The sequence below is a fragment of the Stenotrophomonas maltophilia genome (assembly GCF_003970865.1).
In the GTDB taxonomy this organism is placed as follows: Bacteria; Pseudomonadota; Gammaproteobacteria; order Xanthomonadales; family Xanthomonadaceae; genus Stenotrophomonas; species Stenotrophomonas maltophilia_AR.
Genome location: NZ_RXLZ01000009.1, coordinates 32,309 through 49,562 on the forward strand (window position 1 = coordinate 32,309; position 17,254 = coordinate 49,562).

The 17,254-nt window shown below is 67.3% G+C and carries 20 protein-coding genes; 6 read left to right on the top strand and 14 right to left on the bottom strand.

The features are described 5' to 3' along the window. Positions 1-9: 9 nt before the first annotated feature. From EKL94_RS04575 to tssB, 4 genes are all read right to left on the bottom strand, one after another. The gene (locus tag EKL94_RS04575) at positions 10-819 is read right to left on the bottom strand and encodes a type VI secretion system accessory protein TagJ (protein ID WP_126928172.1); all 810 of its coding nucleotides are present in this window, start codon (positions 817-819) and stop codon (positions 10-12) included. Positions 820-822: 3 nt separating this feature from the next. Next, positions 823-1,323 (bottom strand): Hcp family type VI secretion system effector, encoded by a 501-nt coding sequence (locus EKL94_RS04580; RefSeq protein ID WP_126928173.1) that lies wholly within the window; start codon positions 1,321-1,323, stop codon positions 823-825. A 77-nt stretch (positions 1,324-1,400) separates the two neighbouring features. Continuing rightward, the gene (gene tssC, locus EKL94_RS04585) at positions 1,401-2,897 is read right to left on the bottom strand and encodes a type VI secretion system contractile sheath large subunit (protein ID WP_110714162.1); all 1,497 of its coding nucleotides are present in this window, start codon (positions 2,895-2,897) and stop codon (positions 1,401-1,403) included. Positions 2,898-2,901: 4 nt separating this feature from the next. Beyond that, a complete protein-coding gene (tssB, locus tag EKL94_RS04590) occupies positions 2,902-3,408 on the bottom strand; it encodes a type VI secretion system contractile sheath small subunit (RefSeq protein ID WP_126928174.1) in 507 nt (168 codons plus the stop codon). 208 nt (positions 3,409-3,616) lie between these two features. Here tssB and EKL94_RS04595 point away from each other — a divergent pair, with 208 nt between their 5' ends. After that, the gene (locus EKL94_RS04595; RefSeq protein ID WP_440086869.1) at positions 3,617-4,057 is read left to right on the top strand and encodes a helix-turn-helix domain-containing protein; all 441 of its coding nucleotides are present in this window, start codon (positions 3,617-3,619) and stop codon (positions 4,055-4,057) included. A gap of 154 nt (positions 4,058-4,211) precedes the next feature. Here the strand turns inward: EKL94_RS04595 and EKL94_RS04600 are convergent, their stop codons facing one another. Next, a complete protein-coding gene (locus tag EKL94_RS04600; RefSeq protein ID WP_005411629.1) occupies positions 4,212-4,658 on the bottom strand; it encodes a universal stress protein in 447 nt (148 codons plus the stop codon). Positions 4,659-4,841: 183 nt separating this feature from the next. On the opposite strand from EKL94_RS04600, the gene EKL94_RS22335 reads away from it, so the two are divergent. After that, entirely contained in the window at positions 4,842-4,988 is a 147-nt protein-coding gene (locus EKL94_RS22335; protein ID WP_185829990.1) for a hypothetical protein, read from the top strand. An 83-nt stretch (positions 4,989-5,071) separates the two neighbouring features. On the opposite strand, the gene EKL94_RS04605 is transcribed toward EKL94_RS22335, so the two are convergent. From EKL94_RS04605 to EKL94_RS04645, 9 genes are all read right to left on the bottom strand, one after another. Further along, positions 5,072-5,626: a hypothetical protein gene (locus tag EKL94_RS04605; protein WP_126928176.1), complete on the bottom strand. Its 555-nt coding sequence runs from the start codon at positions 5,624-5,626 to the stop codon at positions 5,072-5,074. 105 nt (positions 5,627-5,731) lie between these two features. Then, positions 5,732-6,058, bottom strand: coding sequence for a low molecular weight protein tyrosine phosphatase family protein (locus EKL94_RS04610; RefSeq protein ID WP_057500899.1), 327 nt, complete (start codon positions 6,056-6,058; stop codon positions 5,732-5,734). Positions 6,059-6,154: 96 nt separating this feature from the next. Further along, a complete protein-coding gene (gene uvrD / locus EKL94_RS04615; protein WP_126928177.1) occupies positions 6,155-8,347 on the bottom strand; it encodes a DNA helicase II in 2,193 nt (730 codons plus the stop codon). Positions 8,348-8,356: 9 nt separating this feature from the next. Then, positions 8,357-9,778 (bottom strand): FAD/NAD(P)-binding protein, encoded by a 1,422-nt coding sequence (locus EKL94_RS04620; RefSeq protein ID WP_126928178.1) that lies wholly within the window; start codon positions 9,776-9,778, stop codon positions 8,357-8,359. A 45-nt stretch (positions 9,779-9,823) separates the two neighbouring features. Then, complete coding sequence (gene cls, locus EKL94_RS04625; protein ID WP_126928209.1) at positions 9,824-11,242, bottom strand: cardiolipin synthase; 1,419 nt, start codon at positions 11,240-11,242, stop codon at positions 9,824-9,826. A 270-nt stretch (positions 11,243-11,512) separates the two neighbouring features. Continuing rightward, positions 11,513-11,680: a 50S ribosomal protein L33 gene (gene rpmG, locus EKL94_RS04630; RefSeq protein WP_170272460.1), complete on the bottom strand. Its 168-nt coding sequence runs from the start codon at positions 11,678-11,680 to the stop codon at positions 11,513-11,515. A gap of 10 nt (positions 11,681-11,690) precedes the next feature. Beyond that, positions 11,691-11,927 carry a 50S ribosomal protein L28 gene (gene rpmB, locus EKL94_RS04635; RefSeq protein WP_005411638.1) on the bottom strand — a complete coding sequence of 79 codons (237 nt, stop codon included), beginning with the start codon at positions 11,925-11,927 and terminating at the stop codon, positions 11,691-11,693. A 253-nt stretch (positions 11,928-12,180) separates the two neighbouring features. After that, positions 12,181-12,690 carry a DNA polymerase III subunit epsilon gene (gene dnaQ, locus EKL94_RS04640; RefSeq protein WP_126928179.1) on the bottom strand — a complete coding sequence of 170 codons (510 nt, stop codon included), beginning with the start codon at positions 12,688-12,690 and terminating at the stop codon, positions 12,181-12,183. A gap of 55 nt (positions 12,691-12,745) precedes the next feature. After that, positions 12,746-13,639, bottom strand: a complete 894-nt coding sequence (locus tag EKL94_RS04645) for a LysR family transcriptional regulator (RefSeq protein ID WP_126928180.1) — start codon at positions 13,637-13,639, stop codon at positions 12,746-12,748. A gap of 108 nt (positions 13,640-13,747) precedes the next feature. Between EKL94_RS04645 and EKL94_RS04650 the strand changes: the two genes are divergently transcribed. The 4 genes from EKL94_RS04650 (at position 13,748) to EKL94_RS04665 (ending at position 17,252) form a co-directional block, all read left to right on the top strand. Beyond that, positions 13,748-14,137 carry a RidA family protein gene (locus EKL94_RS04650; protein WP_126928181.1) on the top strand — a complete coding sequence of 130 codons (390 nt, stop codon included), beginning with the start codon at positions 13,748-13,750 and terminating at the stop codon, positions 14,135-14,137. Positions 14,138-14,404: 267 nt separating this feature from the next. Continuing rightward, positions 14,405-14,740 (top strand): hypothetical protein, encoded by a 336-nt coding sequence (locus EKL94_RS04655; RefSeq protein ID WP_006402574.1) that lies wholly within the window; start codon positions 14,405-14,407, stop codon positions 14,738-14,740. A 56-nt stretch (positions 14,741-14,796) separates the two neighbouring features. Continuing rightward, positions 14,797-16,050, top strand: a complete 1,254-nt coding sequence (locus EKL94_RS04660; protein WP_126928182.1) for a TolC family protein — start codon at positions 14,797-14,799, stop codon at positions 16,048-16,050. Next, entirely contained in the window at positions 16,047-17,252 is a 1,206-nt protein-coding gene (locus tag EKL94_RS04665) for an efflux RND transporter periplasmic adaptor subunit (protein ID WP_126928183.1), read from the top strand. The genes EKL94_RS04660 and EKL94_RS04665 overlap by 4 nt, the downstream gene beginning before the upstream one ends. The last annotated feature ends 2 nt before the right edge of the window (positions 17,253-17,254 follow it).

The window sequence follows — 17,254 nt, forward strand, 5'->3', positions numbered from 1 at the left end:
CGGCGCATCTCAGTCCGCACGCTGCAGCCGCAGCTGCCGGATCTGCAGCAGAGGATGATCACCGCTGTCGGTGGCCAGCATGCGTTGGCCACTGCCGATGCCGTGCTCGTCCCATTCACTGCGCCGGGCCAGCTGCAGGCCGCTGTCATCGCCGGCTTCGCTGCCCGGATAACGTACCGGCACGAACGCACGCAGCGCACTGCCCTGGCGCAGGTGCAGTTCGGCCGGTGCCCAGACCAGGTCACGCAGGTCTTCGGGAGGATCGATGCGCAGTTCAGCCAGGCCATCCAGCGGCAGCCACGCATAGCCGCTGGGGGTGATCACTTCCAGGCAGGGGCCGAAACGCGGGTCGGCATCGGCGATCCACTCGAACGGCTCGCCATCACAGTCACCCGCGATTGCCGGTGCCTGCGAGAACGCCTGTTCGCGCAGTTCAATGGCTGCGTCGATGTGGCCCTGCTGCTGCAGCTGCAGCGCCTGCAGCAGCGGTGCCAGCCAGGGTTGCGGCGTGCCCAGTACAGGCGGCAGGCGCGTGCCGGCGAATACCTCGGCGCGTACCTGCTCGGCACACAGCAGGGCGTGGCCGGCACTGCCCAGCAGCGACAGGCTGGCGTCGAGCTGCACGGCCGCCTGCAGCTGGGCCCCGGCCCGTTGCCACTGGCCGAGCACGGCCAGCAGCTGGAACAGGAAAACACGTTCAGCGGCGGCGGTCGGTGCGGCACGCACACGTTCGCGCTGCGCCTGCAGCGCGCCGCCCAGGTCACCGGCCCGCAGCAGGTCCACGGCCGGTGCGGAAGCGGTGGTGGGCGGCACGTTCATGCATCAGCCCTTGGCCACGGCCTGCATGTCGTAGGTGAAGGTCTTGGCCGCGCCGTCGGCGGTGCCGTCGGGCTTCTGCGGCTGGAACCCATACTGGAACTTGCCGAAATGCAGGGTGATGTTCTCGGTCAGGCGGTCCTCACCGCCGGAGCCGCCGGTGGATACCGATGTGATCAGCACGCCGTTGGACAGGTGCAGGGTCACGTAGTCGGTCTGCTCGCCGGTGGCGTTGGTCACGTACAACCACGCCTCCTCGATGCGTGCACCGGTGCTGGCAGCCTGCAGCAGCGCGTTGGAGCTCTTGTCCACGTACTTGGTGATGGAGATGTCCTGCACGTGGGCCTTGCCACCGGAACTGACGCCACCGCTGTGCAGGTCGCCGCTGTTGCTGACGCCCCACGACCAGGCCAGTACCGGAATCTCGTTCTTGTGCTTGGCGTGGGTCGAGCCACCTTCGATGGTGACGCTGCCACCCTTGAACTTCAGATGCATGTCGAATGCCATGGAACTGCTCCTTCAATCGGCTGTCGAATCGGTTCGCCGGCCAGGGCCTGGCCAGCGCGGGAAGGGGAACGGGAAGATCAGGCCTTGGCCTGTGATGGCAGGCGCGAAACCAGCCGCAGCGAAACGGTCAGTCCTTCCAGCTGGTAGTGCGGTTTCAGGAAGAACTTGGAGGTGTAATAGCCAGGCGCACCTTCCACCTCCTCCACCACCACCTCGGCAGCGGCGAGCGGATGGCTGGCCTTGTACTCCTCGCTGGAGTTGGCCGGATCGCCGTCGACGTAGTTGAGAATCCAGTTGCCCAGCCATTTCTGCATCTGCTCGCGGCTGGAGAACGAACCGATCTTGTCGCGCACGATGCACTTGAGGTAGTGCGCGAAGCGGTTGCAGGCGAACATATACGGCAGCCGGGCCGCCAGCGCTGCGTTGGCGGTGGCATCGGGGTTGTCGTACTCGGCGGGCTTGTTCAACGACTGCGCGCTGATGAAGGCCGCCATGTCCGAGTTCTTGCGATGGACGAGTGGCATCAGGCCGAGCTTGTCCAGCTCGGCGGAGCGACGGTCGGTGATCGCCACCTCGGTCGGGCACTTCATGTCCACGCCACCGTCGTCAGTCGGGAAGGTATGCGTGGGCAGGCCTTCCACCGCGCCACCGGACTCGATGCCGCGGATCCTGGAGCACCAGCCGTACTGCTTGAACGAGCGGTTGATGTTGACCGCCATCGCATAAGCCGCGTTCTGCCAGGTGTAGCGGCTCGAATCGGCACCGGAGGTGTCTTCTTCGAAATCGAACTCGTCCACCGGATCGGTGGCGGCGCCGTAGGGCAGGCGCGCCAGCGTGCGCGGCATCGCCAGCCCGATGTACTTGGAATCTTCCGAGTCGCGCAGCGAGCGCCAGGCGGCGTAGTCGGGCGTGGTGAAGATCTTGGCCAGATCGCGCGGGTTGGCCAGTTCATCCCAGCCATCCATGCCCAGCAGGCGCGGTGCCGCCGCCGACAGGAACGGTGCATGCGCTGCCGACGCCACCTGGGCCATGCCGGCCAGCAGCTCGACATCCTGCGGGCTCTGGTCGAAGTAGTAATCACCCACCAGGCAGCCGTAGGGCTCGCCGCCCAGCTGGCCGTACTCGTGCTCGTAGACCTTCTTGAAGATCGGGCTCTGGTCCCAGGCGGTGCCCTTGTAGCGCTTCAGGGTCTTGCCCAGTTCCTTCTTCGATACATTGAAGACCCGGATCTTCAGCTGGGTATCGGTCTCGGTGTTGTTGACCAGGTAATGCAGGCCGCGCCAGGCACCTTCCAGCTGCTGGAAGTCCGGATGGTGCAGGATCTGGTTGAGCTGTGCAGTCAGCGTTCGATCGATCTCGGCGATGTAGGCCTTGATCGTCTGCGAGACATCGTCGCTGACGATGTCCGCGCGGCTGAGCACCTGTTCGGCCAGCGTGCGTACCGCCGATTCCACTTCCTGCTGGGCACGGTCGCTCTTCGGCCGGAACTGCTTGTTCAGCAGTTCGGCGAAGCCGCCCGATTCCAGTGCGGTGCCGGTATCGCTGCCGGCTTCGATCAGCTGTTCGGTCGACATGGTGTTACTCCCCGTCCTTGCCATCGCTGTTCGGCGCGGCGACCAGTGCCTGCAGCAGCGCCGGGTCACGGATCGCCTGCGCGATCAACGCCTCCGCACCGGCCTTGCCGTCCATGTAGGTATCCAGGTTCGCCAGTTGCGCACGCGCCTGCAGCAGCTTGGCCAACGGCTCGACGCGGCGCGCCACGGCGGCCGGCGAGAAGTCGTCCATGCTCTCAAAGGTGATGTCCACGCTCAGGCTGCCTTCGCCGGTCAGCGTGTTTGGCACGCTGAAGGCGACCCGCGGCTTCATCGACTGCAGCCGGCTGTCGAAGTTGTCGACATCGATCTCCAGCGCCTTGCGCTCTTCCAGTGACGGCAGGTCGCCGGCGTTGGCGCCGGACAGGTCGGACATCACGCCCATCACGAAGGGCAGCTGTACCTTCTTCTGCGCCCCGTAGACCTCAACGTCGTACTCGATCTGCACCCGCGGTGCCCGATTGCGGGCAATGAACTTCTGGCTGTTCGCCATGGCCTGGCCTCCGATGGAAACGGGTCGTGCCGGGCGCCCGCGGGCGTCGGCCTCGATGCCGGGCAAGTCTGGGAGACCGCCACGCAGGCCTCCCGACAATTCGTCTCAGCGTGGTCGCCGGGGTTCGCGGCGGGCCGATGATGGGTTTTCAGCGCAACTGTCGGTATCGACAGGACAGGCCCAGGGGATGGGCCGTGAAGACGCTGCCATGACACTCCAGCACTGCCCCTCGCTGGTCGGCGTACTTGCCGCCGACCTTGGTACCGCTGCCTTTGCTTCACTGCCGTCGGCGTCGGCGGCCTCGCCTTCCGATCCGCGGCTGCGGCGGATCCTCGATTTCATCGATGCGCACCTGGGTGAGTGCGAACTGGACGAGCGCATGATCCGCGATGCCTTCGCGCTCTCGCGGCCCACGCTGTACCGGTTGTTCCAGGCCTTGGGCGGGGTCGCCCGCTACATCCGCGAACGGCGCCTGTGGCTGGCCCACCGCCACCTCGACCGCGACCCCTGCTGCAGCGTCACCTGGCTGCTGTATGAAGTGGGCTTCGCCTCGGAGCGCCAGTTCCAGCGTGCCTTCCAGGCCCGTTATGGGATGTCACCGGCGCAGTGGCGCCGTGCCTGCCGCGGCCAGCCAATGCACCTTTCATGAGGGGCCTGGCCGCATCCACGCATGGCGTGGATCTACCGGAACCGCGGTATTGGATCCACGCCATGCGTGGATGGCCGTTTGTGCGGCCCACAAAAGGTGACGCCGGCGCGCATCCTGCGGCCGGCGTCGGGTCCCCTCCCCGGGAACGCTTGAATCAGCGGATGACCAGCACCGGCAGCGTGCTGCGTGCCAGCACCTCGGCAGTCTGGCTGCCCAGCAGCACGCGGGTCACGCCACGGCGGCCATGCGAGGTCATCACGATCAGGTCGCTATTGCGCTCGCCGGCGGTCTCGATGATGCCGTCAGCCGCATAGCGGTCCAGCACATGCACCGGATTGGCGGTAATGCCCTGCTCGGCGGCCTTGGCCAGCGCCGGCTGCAGCACCTTCTGCGCGCCTTCCTCGCGGTCGGCCTTGTACTCGGGGCTGTTCATGTAGCCCACGCTCCAGCCCATGGCGTCGTACATGCCGACGGCCCACGGCTCGGAAACGGTCACGATATCGACCTCGGCGTTGAGGTCCTTGGCCAGCTCCAGGCCCTTGGCCAGGCCCTTGTCGGCCAGCTCGGATCCGTCGGTGGCAATCAGGATGCGCTTGTACATGGTGGGGCTCCGTGGCGGTCTGCCAGATGGGAACAACACCATTGCACACCGGATGTGCAGGGCGCGCCTTGAGCAGGATCAATCCGGCGCCGCGCAGCGGCGTGTGCGCACCGCCGGCTTGCGTACCCACTGACCGCGGCGCATGCTGACCAAGCGGTATCGGGCCGCCCTGGGAGACCCCGCATGCAGGACAGCAAGCCGACACCACCAAGAACGCTCAGGATCATCCTGTGGAGCCTCATCGCCGCCTTCGTGCTGTTCTGCGGCGGCTATTATCTGGGCAAGGATCTTGCCCAGCGCGACAACGCCCGGCAGTCAGCCGGCCGATAACCTGCTGCCGTAGTCGAGCTTGCTCGACTGCTTCTGCTCACAAAAGGCAGTCGAGCAAGCTCGACTCTACGGCGCCCCCATCTTCAGGCGATCTGCACCACGCGTGCGTTCTGGCACAGCGGATAACTGGCCACGAATTCGGCAATCGCATCACGCATCGCTTCGAACGATTCGCCGTACATGTACAGCGCGGTCTCGGTCGGGCCCTGCCACCAGCTGCAGATCTCGCCAAGGCCGTCGATGTTCTCCGACAGCTGTTCGAACACGTGGTTCGAATCGCACTGTTCGTAGACTTCGTCCGGCAGGTTCAGGCCATCCAGGTAGATGCCCAGGCCCTCGGTCACGCCGAAGCTGCGGTCGGCCTCGCCCGCACCCTGCAGCTGCGAAACCTTCGGCGCACCCAGCTGTTCCAGCAGGTCGATCAGCTTCGGCACGCCGGCCGCATCGACCAGGGCAACTTCGATATCACCGTATTCGACCTCACCGAGGTCGGACATCGCGGTGCCGCCGCCAGTCAGCTCGCCCACCTGGGCCGCCTGCAGCAACGCGTCGAGCGGATCCTCGAACAGTTCGTGGCGATGCTCCGGCTGCAGTCGGGCGTTCAACTTCACGGTGACGTACAGCGTGGGTTCGGTCATGGGGGCGTTCCTGGAAGATGTCAGGCCCCATTGTAGAGTCGAGCTTGCTCGACTGCCTTTCCCGCCAGAAGCAGCCGAGCATGGACTCGGCTCCACAACATCCCGTCAACGCAGGAACGGCGCCACCTTGCGCTTCAGCAACTCCACCAGCACCGGGTCCATGTAGTCGTAGTCATCCGGGATATCCAGGCAGATCACCCGCTTGCCGTTCAACCAGGCCTTGTAGCGGCTGGACAGCCGGTTGCGGTGGGCGCGCTCCATCACGAACACCAGGTCGGCCCACTGCAGCAGCTCCGGGCTGAGCACTTCCTCGGCGTCGGCCAGCAGCCCGGCCGAGGCGGTCTCGATGCCCGGCCAATCGGCGAATACCTGCTCGGCCGTCGGGCTGCGAAGGCGGTTCTGGCTACAGAGGAAGAGCACGTTGCGGGTCATGGGTACTCGCCCTTGTAGAGCCGAGCCCATGCTCGGCTGATTTTCCCGGTACAGGCAGCCGAGCATGGGCTCGGCTCTACAGGATGCCTGCGGTGATCAGATCACCGTCAGGTTGGCGTAGGCCATCACCAGCCACTTGCTGCCGGCATCGGCAAACTCGACCTGCACGCGAGCGTGGGCGCCGCTGCCTTCGTAGTCGGTCACCATGCCTTCGCCGAACTTGGGATGGGTGACCAGCGCGCCGAGCTTCAGCGGCGGTGCCTCGATCGAGGCATGGCCCATCACCCGGCTTGCGCCCATCGAGGCCGGCCGCGAGACCTGCACCTTCGGGCGCACTTCGTGCAGCAACTCGCGCGGAATCTCGCGCAGGAAGCGCGATGGCAGGCTGTAGTTGTCCTGGCCATGAATGCGGCGCGACTCGGCATAGCTCAGCACCAGTTTCTGGCGCGCGCGGGTGATGCCGACGTAGGCCAGGCGGCGCTCTTCTTCCAGCCGCCCGCTTTCCTCCAGCGAACGTGCGCTGGGGAACAGCCCCTCTTCCACGCCAGCCAGAAACACCAGCGGGAATTCCAGGCCCTTGGCCGAGTGCAGGGTCATCAGCTGCACGCCCTCCTCGCCCGCCTGCGCCTGGCCCTCACCGGCCTCCAGCGCGGCATAGCCCAGGAAGGCCACCAGCTCATCCATGTCCTCGCCCACTTCCTCGATATCGTCTGCGCGGCGCACGAAGCGCGAGGCCACCGAGACCAGTTCGTCGAGGTTGTCGGTGCGCGATTCGGAGTCCAGCGCGTTGCGGCTTTCCTTGCTCCAATGCTCGCGCAGCTGCGAGCGCGCCAGCACATGGTCCACGCGCTCGGCCAGGGTCATGTGCAGGGTCTGCGCCTGCAGCTCGTTGACCAGCACCAGGAAACCGGCCAGCGCATTGCGCGCGCGTGCGGCCAGCGTGCTGCCCTGGGTGACCAGCATGGTCGCTTCCCACAGCGAAATGCCCTGCGCGCGTGCCTCGCGGCGCACTTCGTCCAGCGTGCGATCGCCAATGCCACGGGTGGGCGTATTGACCACGCGCTCGAAGGCGGCGTCATCGTTGCGGTTGGACAGCAGGCGCAGGTAGGCCAGCGCGTCCTTGATTTCGGCACGCTCGAAGAAGCGCATGCCGCCGTACACGCGGTACGGCACCTGTTCGCTCAGCAGCGCTTCTTCCAGCGCGCGCGACTGCGCGTTGCTGCGGTAGAGCACAGCCACTTCGGTGTAGCTGCCGCCATCGCGCACCCACTGGCGAGCACGCTCGACGATGTAGCGCGCCTCGTCCATCTCGTTGTACGCGGCGTACAGGTCGATCGGCTCGCCGTCGCCGCTGTCGGTCCACAGCTGCTTGCCGATGCGATCCGGGTTGTGCGCGATCACCGCATTGGCGGCACCGAGGATGTTGGCGGTGGAGCGGTAGTTCTGTTCCAGGCGGATGGTCTGCGCGCCCGGGAAGTCGCGCAGGAAGCCCTGCACGTTCTCGACCTTGGCACCGCGCCAGCCGTAGATGGCCTGGTCATCGTCGCCGACCACGAACACGTGGCCGGAATCGCCGGCCAGCACGCGCACGAAGGCGTACTGGATGGCATTGGTGTCCTGGAACTCGTCCACCAGGATCTCGCGGAAGCGGGCGCGGTAGTGCGCCAGCAGCGCCGGGTTGTCGCGCAGCAGTTCGTGCGCGCGCAGCAGCAGCTCGGCGAAGTCGACCAGGCCGGCGCGGTCGCAGCGCGCCTGGTACTCGATGTAGGCCTGGCGCATGGTTTCCAGCCACGCGTCGTGCGGCTCGGGCTGGATGTGCTGCGGGCGACGGCCTTCGTCCTTCTGTTCGTTGATCCACCACGCAATCTGCTTGGGTGGGTACTTGCCGTCATCCAGTTCCAGCGCCTGCACCACGCGCTTGACCAGCCGCAGCTGGTCGTCCGAATCCATCACCTGGAAGCCTTCGGGCAGCTTCGCGTCCTGCCAGTGCAGGCGCAGCAGGCGGTTGGCCAGGCCGTGGAAGGTACCGATCCACATGCCACGGCTGCCGTTGGGCAGCTGTGCGTCGATGCGGTGGCGCATTTCGCCGGCCGCCTTGTTGGTGAAGGTCACCGCGAAAATGCCGTGGGTCGGCACGCCATCGACTTCATGCAGCCAGGCGATGCGGTGGGTGAGTACGCGGGTCTTGCCGGAACCGGCACCGGCCAGCACCAGGTGGTGGCCGGGGGGAGCGGAGACGGCTTCGCGCTGGGCCGGGTTCAGGCCATCAAGCAGGTGGGAGACATCCATGCCCCCATTTTACGGCATCGCCGTCGCGGCTCCTGCGACCACCTGGGTGGCCAGTGCCTGCGCCTGCTGACGCAGTTCAGGCACCGCCAGGCTTTCCCACAGGCTGCCGATGCGCAGGCTGCCAAGCACGCCCAGCCGCGCCTGCGGCTGGCCACCCACTGCGAGCAGGCGGTCGCCCGGCACCGTGCTGTCCAGGCCCAGCCCATGTGGGCCGGGGCGGGCAAGCCCATCGGCCTGCAGCTGCTGCAGCAACGGATTGCGCAGTGCACTGGCACGGGTTTCCACACCGGTGGCGTTGATCACCCCGCCAATCGTCCACTGCTGTTCATTGCCGGAGGGAGAGCGGCCAGACAGCCGCAGGGCATCGCCTTCGCGCCAGACGCGCTGCAGGCGTGACCGATGGATGCGCAGTTGGCCGCTGTCCTGCAGGGACTGCAGCTGCGCGTCCACCTCTTCGGCGATGCGGTGGCGATGTACGTCCCAGTAGCGCACCACATGGCGCAGGAAACGACGCTGGTCGGCCTCATCGAGGCTGCACCACAGCGCCTGCCCGTGCGGACGGATACGGTCCATCACGCCCTGCCATGGCAGGCCGTCGGCCTGTGCCTGGCGTGCGAACCCGCGCAACGCGCGCAGGCGCTGGCGCAGGTTCATCGGCAACAGCGCAGCCGGGTCGAACGTGGGCAGACCACCATGCGCATGCGGCAACGGCAGCAGGCCGTGGCGCGAGATCACGTGCAGCGGGCCGGTGTGGCCGGCGGCGACCAATGCCAACACGGTGTCGGCCATGCTCAGGCCGGACCCGACGATGGCCACGGCCTGCTCGCCGGCCAGGGTGCGTACGCCGTCGTAGTCCCAGGCCTCGATCACGTCATCGGCGGGCAGTGCCTCGGCACCGGCCACCGGCAGCGGCCGCATGCTGTTGCCGGTGGCGAGCACCGCCTGCGCGGCGTGCAGCGCCTGGCCATCGCCCAGCTGCAGACGGTAGCCATGGTCATCCGGCTGCAGTCCCAGCACCGGCTGCGCGATCACCCGCAGCTGCGCCGGGCTGGCGGCGGCGGCCTCCTGCAGGCGCTGCTGCAGGTAGGCAGCAAAGTAGTGGCGGCACACATAGCGCTCGCCCAGCACCTCGCGCGCCTCGCCCGGGTAAGCGTTGGCGGCCACCAGGTAGTCGAGGAAGTCGCCGGGCTGGTCGGCAAACGCACTCATCTTCGCCGCCGGCACGTTCAGCAGATGCTCCGGCCACGGCGTGGCATAGGCGATGCCCTGGGCCAGCTGCGAGGCGGGTTCGAAGATGGCCAGCGCCAACGACGCCTTGGCCTGGCGCAATACCTGGATCGCCACCAGCACCCCGGCCGCACCACCACCGATGATCGCCAGGTCCAGTTCGCCATTACGCGGTGAATCAGTCATGTGCCGATTGTAGGCCATCGGCGATGACAGGCCGGATTGCCGAAATGGGCGGCCGGCAGTGCCTTACATCAACGCATCGGCCAGCCGTGCGATGCCCTCGCGGCTGCGCCGCCACGTGGGGCGGCTGCGCCACTGCTGCAGATCCAGCTGCCGCGACTCACGCAGATAGCCATCCTCGATCGCGCACAGCTGTTGCACCAGCGCGCGGTCGTAGCAGATCAGGCCGATTTCGGCATTCAGCGCGAACGAGCGGATATCCATGTTGATCGAACCGAGCACGGCGATGTCCTCGTCCACGCTCATGTGCTTGGCGTGCAGGAACTGCGGTTCGTACAAGGCGATGCGCACGCCACAGCGCAGCAGCTCGTCGTAGTACGCCTCCTGCGCCCACGAAGTCAGCCGCTGATTGTTGCTGGCCGACAGGATCAGCTGCACCTGCACGCCGGACAACGCCGCAATGCGCAAGGCGCTGAGCGTGGCTTCGTCCGGCACGAAGTACGGGGTGACCATCACCAGCCGGCGCCGTGCCAGATGGATCAGCGCGGCTACCGCGTCGCGCGCGTTGCTGTACGGGTAGGCCGGGCCGCTGGGCAGCAGCTGGGTGGCGATATCGTCGCCGCATTCGGGCACATCGGTGATCACATCCAGGCGCTGGCCGGTCTCCATGTACCAGTCACTGGCGAACACGGCTTCCAGATGCGCCACCGCCGGGCCGCGCACGCGCGCCACCAGCTCGCGGTTCGGGTGGCCGGGCACGAACTGCGGGCCCGCCAGGTTCTGCGAACCTACATAGGCCACTTCGTTGTCGATCACCGCGATCTTTCGATGGTTGCGCAGGTCCATGCGCCCGCTGCGGCGCCAGCGCAGGCCACCGGGCAGCATCGCGCGCACTTCGATGTCGCGCGCCTGCAGGCGCTTGCGATAGGCACGCAGGCCACGCTTGGCACCCACCGCGTCGAGCAGCACACGGCACTGCACGCCACGGGCGGCGGCACGCTGCAGTGCCTCGACCACCGCCTCGCCCACCGCGTCGTCGAACATCAGGTAGTACAGCAGGTGCACGCGGTCTTCGGCCTGGTCGATGTCGGCGATCAGCGTGTGCAGCGATTCGTCGTAGTCGGTCAGCAGGTCGACCGCGTTGCCGTGCACCGGCATGAAGTCGCCCTGGCGCTGCACCAGCGGCACGATCTCGGCGCAGGCGGTGTCCGGCTGCGGGGTCCAACGCAGGCGATGCTGCAGCGCCTGCTCCTCGCGGATGACCTGCGAGGCCTCGGCCTGGCGGCGGATGCGCTCACGCGACAGCCACGGGTGGCCGAACAGCAGGTACAGCGGCAGGCCCAGCAGGGGCACGAAGCCGACCAGCAGCAGCCAGCTGCGCGCCGCACCCGGCGTGGTGCGGGTGGGGATCCAGCACAGCGCGACCAGCCGGATCAGCCAGTCGATCAGCAGCAGGTACGAACCCAGCAACCACTCGAACAGCATCGCGTCGCCCGTCGGGAGGTGATGGGCCATTCTGCCCAGCGGGGTGTGTAGAGTCGAGCTGCGCTCGACTGCTTTGAACCAGCGTGTCGACCAAGGTCGACACCTACCAGGGCGGGACAGATGTGCCGACCGAGGTTGGCACCTACCGGGGGTGGAGGGAGCATGCCGACCAACGGTCGGCACCCACAGGCACCCACCACGGGAACATCGGGCATGAAAAAACCCGCCACAAGGGCGGGTTTCTTCGCGGGGATCAGCAATCCTTGCGGATTACTTGATCTTGCCTTCCTTGTACGGGACGTGCTTGCGCACGACCGGATCGTACTTGGAGAATTCCATCTTCCCCGGGGTGTTCTTCTTGTTCTTGTCGGTCGTGTAGAAGTGACCGGTACCAGCGGTCGAAATCATACGGACCTTATCGCGCTTGCCTGCCATGATCGTCTACTCCTCAGACCTTTTCGCCGCGCGCACGCAGCTCAGCCAGAACGGAATCGATACCGTTCTTGTCGATGGTGCGCAGTGCATGCGCGGAAACACGAAGCTTCACCCAGCGGTTTTCGCTGGCAACCCAGAAGCGGCGCTCGTGCAGATTCGGCAGGAAACGACGACGGGTCTTGTTGTTGGCGTGCGAGACGTTGTTACCCGTCTGCACTCGCTTGCCGGAAACCTGGCATACGCGGGACATTGCGCACCTCGATAGTAAGTTGTGTCAGCCCGTAGCCCGGGAGACGGCGGCCTCGATGGTTGCCCACCACACGTCAAGAGAATCAAAGGGTTACGCTGGCGTTGGGCGGCCGGGGACGTGCTCCCGGGGGCGCCGCCCGGTAGAAAACCGGACACAGCGAGCCGCGCATTATGCACGGGTTCAAGCACTTGCGCAAGTTACCCACAGGCCGGGACTGAATGCTACGGCCGCTCCCCTGTAGAGCCGGGCCGGCTCAACGCAGGTGCGGGATCACCTGAGCCAGCAGATGGGCATCCTTCAACGCGCCGTGCAGGCCCCGGTTGCCGGGAATGCGCAGGCGCTGCAGCACATCGTCCAGCTTGTTGCCCTGGCCCGGCCAGCGCCCACGCGCCAGCTTCAGGCTGCAGGTGATGCGGCAATGCTGGGCCAAGCTGGCAGGGATGCCGGACAGGCGCAGCTCGTTGTCCAGGAACCCCACATCGAAGGTGGCGTTGTGCGCGACCATCTCGCTGCCGCGCAGGAAGTCGAGCAGTTCGGCGGCTTTGCTGGAAAACAGTGGCTTGCCCACCAGCATCGCATCGCTGATGCCATGCACCCGCTGCGCGCCCCAATCGACCTTGCGCTGCGGCTGCAGGTAGGTGTGGAACTGGCGGCCGGTGAGCTGGCCATCGATCAGTTCGACGGCACCGATTTCGATCACCCGGTGCCCCAGGCGGTGGGAGATGCCGGTGGTTTCGGTATCCAGTGCGACGATGCGACTCATGCGTGGGGCTGTTTCCTGTTGCGTGCTGTGGTGATTTTCGCACGCCCGGTGCGTGTCACCCCAACACCTCCACCACCCAATCGATGAACACCCGCAGCCGCTGGCTCATGTGCCGGTTCGGCGGGAACATCACGTGCATCGGCATCGGCGGCAGCTGCCAGCCCTGCAGCACCGGCATCAGCTCGCCACGCGCCACATGCGGCTCGGCCATATAGCTGGGCAGCGCCACCACGCCCAGCCCCGCAAGCGCAGCCGCCAGATAGGCGTTACCGTCGTCGAAGCCGACCGTATAGCGGCCCTGCACCTCGACGCGCTCATCGCCGCGCTGGGCATTGAACACTCGGGCACGGCCGCTGCGCGGGCTGAGAAAGCCGACCATGTGGTGATCGGGCCCTTCCAGCGCGTGCGGGTCGGCCGGCAGGCCGAAGCGCTGCACATAGCCCGGGCTGGCGTGGAAACCGATCGGCAGCGCCGCCAGCGGCCGCGCCACCAGTGCCGGGTCGGCCGGGGTGCCACCACGGATCACGCAGTCGACGTTGTCGGCGATGACATCGACCTCGCGGTCGCTGACGCCGATGTCCAGCTGGATCTCCGGGTAGCGCGCCTGGAAATCCGGCAGCGCCGGCACCAGCTGCAGCCGCGCATACGGCCCGGGCACATCCACGCGCAGGCGCCCGCGCGGCTGGGTGGCCGCGTCGCCCAGCCCGCCTTCCACCTCTTCCAGCTCGGCCAGCAAGCGGGCGATGCGCGGGTAGTAGGCCGCGCCATCGGCGGTGACGCTGACCCGGCGCGTAGTGCGATTGAGCAGGCGCAGCCGCAGGTGCGCCTCCAGCTGCTGCACCAGCTGGGTGGCTGTGGTGCGGCTGATCTGCAGGGTCTGCGCGGCACGGGTGAAGCTGCCGGTCTCCACCACCCGGGCAAACGCCCGCATCGCCTCGAAACGGTCCATGGCGGGCCATGATTGTTTGGAATTGGCAATCAATCTAGGCCGATCATCGCGGTTTATCCAGACAGCGCTGGCGCGGAGGATGGCGTTCTCTCCCACGGGATCTTCCCCATGTCACAGCGTGATGTCGTTTTCCCCGCCGGCCGCCAGGCCCTGTACGAGCGCAACCGCTACTCGCCGGCGATCCGTTCCAATGGCTTGCTGTTCGTTTCCGGCCAGGTCGGCAGCCGCGAGGACGGCTCGCCCGAGCCGGACTTCGAAACGCAGGTGCACCGCGCCTTCGAGAATCTCAATGCGGTGCTGGCCGCCGCAGGCTGCACGTTCGATGACGTGGTCGACGTGACCGTGTTCCTGGTCGACCCGGAAACGAACTTCGAGAAGGCCTGGGCGATCGTGCCCGAGTACTGGGGCGAGGCGCCGCACCCGACCCTGACCGGTATCGGCGTGACCTGGCTGTACGGGTTCCAGTTCGAGATCAAGGTGATCGCGAAGCTGCCGTGACATGGGTAGTGCCGGCCGCTGGCCGGCAGCGTGGTGGGGTCGAAAAGCGTGTCGACCAAGGTCGACACCCACCAAGGCAGGAGGTCGATACCCACCAGGGCAGAAGGTCGATACCCACCATAGAAGGAGGTCGGCACCCACCAAGGCAGGAGGTCGACACCTGCCAGAGCTGGCGTGCGCGGCCCACCTGAACGGGAGGTTCCGACGAATTCCCGAGGTGGCCATTGATATTGTATCCGGCGAAAACCGCTTGCTAGCCTCCCTTCCATGCGCCGGATCACCCGCCAACTGCGTACGTACCTGATGATGCTGCTGATGGCGGCATTCGTGGTCGTGCCGGTGGCCGACGCACTGGTGTGTGCGGTGGAACCGCATGCCAGCAGCGCCCATGTCGAGTCCCTTGCGGACGATGCAGGCGGTGACAGCGACAGCAAGCACACGGGTGCCTGCACGCATAACCACTGCCATCACTCCACGCTGAGCCTGCCAGCGAACGATTTCGCCGCCTTCGGTACGCCGCTGCCGGCGCGCTGGATGAATGCCGGCGACGTGGCAACCTATGCGGTCGCCCAGGATGAATTGACGCGTCCCCCCCGGGCGTGAGTTGAGCGCGTCCCGCAATCGCGGGCTCCCGTTTCACTCACAACCGGAATCCCCCTATGTCGATCCTGACACCTCGGTCGCCGCGCGCGGCCGGGCTGGTCGTCGCCGTGTTGCTGGGCCTGGCCCCGGCAATGCAGGCGTCGGCACAAGCCGCCCCTTCCTACGACACCCTGCTTGAACGCCTGGACCAGCTGCCCGGCACCCGTGTGGGTACGGCGCTGGCCGAGGCCGCCGATGCGCGCGCCGACCAGGCCCGTGCGTTGCCCAACCCTTCCCTTTCCTACTCCGCCGAAAACGCCTGGGGCACCGGCTCCTATGGCGGCATGGGCAAGGCCGATACCGTGCTCACCCTGTCCCAGCCGCTGGAGGTCTGGGGCCAGCGTGGCGCGCGTGTCCGTGCCGCCCGCGCCGAGGCACAGGCGGCCAACCTGCGTGGCGCGCAGAGTCGCAGCGATGTGGCCAGCCAGCTCGCGGTGGTCTACGCACAGGCGGAAAGTGCACTGCGCCGCTACACCCTGGCCGAAGAAGCGCTGACCCTCACCCGCGATGACGCCAACGCCGTCAACGCGATGGTCAAGCAGGGCCGCGAGCCGCAGCTTCGCGCGGTGCAGGCGCAGAGCGAAGTGGCCAACGCCAGTGCTTCACTGGATGAGGCGCAGGCCTTCCGCGATGCCGCGCTGGCCCGCCTGGCCGGAGCCGCGCTGCTGGATGCGCCGGTGCAGGCGATCGACGACAGCCTGCTCGACCGTGCGCCGCCGCTGCCGCGTGGCGCCACCGACGTGGCACTGGCAGTGCGCATCGCCGAAGCCGAAGCCGATGCGGCGGGCAAGCTGGTCGACGTGGAGCGCAAGCGCGCCCTGCCCGACCTCAGTGTCACCGCCGCGCAGACCCGCTTCCGCGAAGGCGGCGAGCGTGCCTACAACCTCGGGGTCAGCCTCAGCATCCCGCTGTTCGACCGCAACCGCGGTGGCATCCGCGCCGCCAATGCCGACCAGCGCGCGGCCGAAGCACGCCTGGACCAGCAGCGCCGCGACAGCGAGGCCGCACGCCTGTCCGCCGTAGCCGGACTGAAAGCCGCCGGCAGCCGGACCCGCGCCGCCGATGAAAGCGTGGTTGCCGCCGAAGAGGCGTATCGCCTGGCCCGCGTCGGCTTCGATGCCGGACGCATCTCGCAGCTGGAACTGCGCAGCACCCGCAGCGCCCTCATCGCCGCCCGCGGCACCGCCGTGGACGCGCGCCTGTCGCGCGTCGGCGCGGAAATCGATCTTGCCCGCCTTGAAGGGCGCGCACCTTTTGTGGAGGCCCCATGACTCTCTCCCGTACTTTCCCGCTGATCGGCGGCGTGCTGCTGACCGTCCTGCTGGCCGGCTGCGCTGGCAACGCGCAGACACCTGCAAATGAAGACCCCGCCGCGGCCAAGGCGGGCACCGACGATGGCCATGGCCACGCGACCGACAGCAAGGAAGCCAAGGCGGAAGCCGCCAAGGCCCCCGCTGATGCTGACGAAGGCGTGGTTGCGCTGACCACGGAACAGATCAAGGCATCCGGTATCGAAGTGGTTGCGATCGGTCGCGGTGGTGGTGGCTCGACCCGGCTGTCCGGCAGGGTCGAGCCCACCGTGGGCGCCCGCGCTTCGGTGGCCTCCACGGTGACCGGCCGCGTCGAGCGCGTGCTGGTCGCGCCGGGCACGGCGGTGAAGCAGAACCAGGCACTGGCCATCGTGGTGAGTGGCGAGGCCGCGGTGTTCCGCGCCAATGCGCTGGCCGCATCGGCCGAAGCCGAAGCCGCGCGCCTGGCCTATGGCCGCGACAAGGCGCTGGTCGACCAGGGCGTGGTCGCCCGCCAGGAAATGGAAACCTCGCGCGCACGTTCGCTGGCGGCACAGGCCCAGGCCGCCGCCGCGCAGGCCCAGGCCGCCGCCAACGGTTCGCCGGACAGCAGCGGTCGCGTGCGCATCACCAGCCCGGTAGCCGGCATCGTCGGCAACGTGCAGGTCACCCCGGGTGGCGTGGTCGCCGCCGGCAGCGCGGTGGCCGACGTCGCCGACCCGACGATGAACGAGCTGGTGTTCACCGCACCGCCGGCGCTGGCCGCACAGGTCACGCCCGGCATGAAGCTGGAAGTAAGCGTACCGGGTGGCAGCTTCACCGCCACCGTCACCGGTTCGGCCGCCGATGTCCGCCAGCAGGGCGGCGTCGCGGTGATCCGTGCCACGCCGGTGGATGCGTCGCTGCCGCCGGCCGGTTCGCCGGTATCGGCCGTGGTGGTCACCGAAGGCCAGGACGGCTCGCTTAGCGTCCCGGCCGATGCCGTGCAGAACGTCGATGGCAGCAGTGCGGTGTTCGTCGCCGTCGAAGGCGGCTTCAAGGTGCAGCCGGTCCTGGCTGGCCGTCGTGCCGGTGACCGCATCGAGATCCTCGGTGGCCTGACCGGCAGCGAGCGCATCGTTGGCAGCAACGCCTTCCTGCTCAAGGCCGAACTGGCCAAGGGCGAAGCCGAGCACGGCCACTGAGG

Bases quoted from the DNA above. Each gene is read 5' to 3' on its own strand.
- EKL94_RS04575 (WP_126928172.1), bottom strand. From the start codon at position 819: ATGAACGTGCCGCCCACCACCGCTTCCGCACCGGCCGTGGACCTGCTG.
- EKL94_RS04580 (WP_126928173.1), bottom strand. From the start codon at position 1,323: ATGGCATTCGACATGCATCTGAAGTTCAAGGGTGGCAGCGTCACCATC.
- tssC (WP_110714162.1), bottom strand. From the start codon at position 2,897: ATGTCGACCGAACAGCTGATCGAAGCCGGCAGCGATACCGGCACCGCA.
- tssB (WP_126928174.1), bottom strand. From the start codon at position 3,408: ATGGCGAACAGCCAGAAGTTCATTGCCCGCAATCGGGCACCGCGGGTG.
- EKL94_RS04595 (WP_440086869.1), top strand. From the start codon at position 3,617: ATGACACTCCAGCACTGCCCCTCGCTGGTCGGCGTACTTGCCGCCGAC.
- EKL94_RS04600 (WP_005411629.1), bottom strand. From the start codon at position 4,658: ATGTACAAGCGCATCCTGATTGCCACCGACGGATCCGAGCTGGCCGAC.
- EKL94_RS22335 (WP_185829990.1), top strand. From the start codon at position 4,842: ATGCAGGACAGCAAGCCGACACCACCAAGAACGCTCAGGATCATCCTG.
- EKL94_RS04605 (WP_126928176.1), bottom strand. From the start codon at position 5,626: ATGACCGAACCCACGCTGTACGTCACCGTGAAGTTGAACGCCCGACTG.
- EKL94_RS04610 (WP_057500899.1), bottom strand. From the start codon at position 6,058: ATGACCCGCAACGTGCTCTTCCTCTGTAGCCAGAACCGCCTTCGCAGC.
- uvrD (WP_126928177.1), bottom strand. From the start codon at position 8,347: ATGGATGTCTCCCACCTGCTTGATGGCCTGAACCCGGCCCAGCGCGAA.
- EKL94_RS04620 (WP_126928178.1), bottom strand. From the start codon at position 9,778: ATGGCCTACAATCGGCACATGACTGATTCACCGCGTAATGGCGAACTG.
- cls (WP_126928209.1), bottom strand. From the start codon at position 11,242: ATGCTGTTCGAGTGGTTGCTGGGTTCGTACCTGCTGCTGATCGACTGG.
- rpmB (WP_005411638.1), bottom strand. From the start codon at position 11,927: ATGTCCCGCGTATGCCAGGTTTCCGGCAAGCGAGTGCAGACGGGTAAC.
- dnaQ (WP_126928179.1), bottom strand. From the start codon at position 12,690: ATGAGTCGCATCGTCGCACTGGATACCGAAACCACCGGCATCTCCCAC.
- EKL94_RS04645 (WP_126928180.1), bottom strand. From the start codon at position 13,639: ATGGACCGTTTCGAGGCGATGCGGGCGTTTGCCCGGGTGGTGGAGACC.
- EKL94_RS04650 (WP_126928181.1), top strand. From the start codon at position 13,748: ATGTCACAGCGTGATGTCGTTTTCCCCGCCGGCCGCCAGGCCCTGTAC.
- EKL94_RS04655 (WP_006402574.1), top strand. From the start codon at position 14,405: ATGCGCCGGATCACCCGCCAACTGCGTACGTACCTGATGATGCTGCTG.
- EKL94_RS04660 (WP_126928182.1), top strand. From the start codon at position 14,797: ATGTCGATCCTGACACCTCGGTCGCCGCGCGCGGCCGGGCTGGTCGTC.
- EKL94_RS04665 (WP_126928183.1), top strand. From the start codon at position 16,047: ATGACTCTCTCCCGTACTTTCCCGCTGATCGGCGGCGTGCTGCTGACC.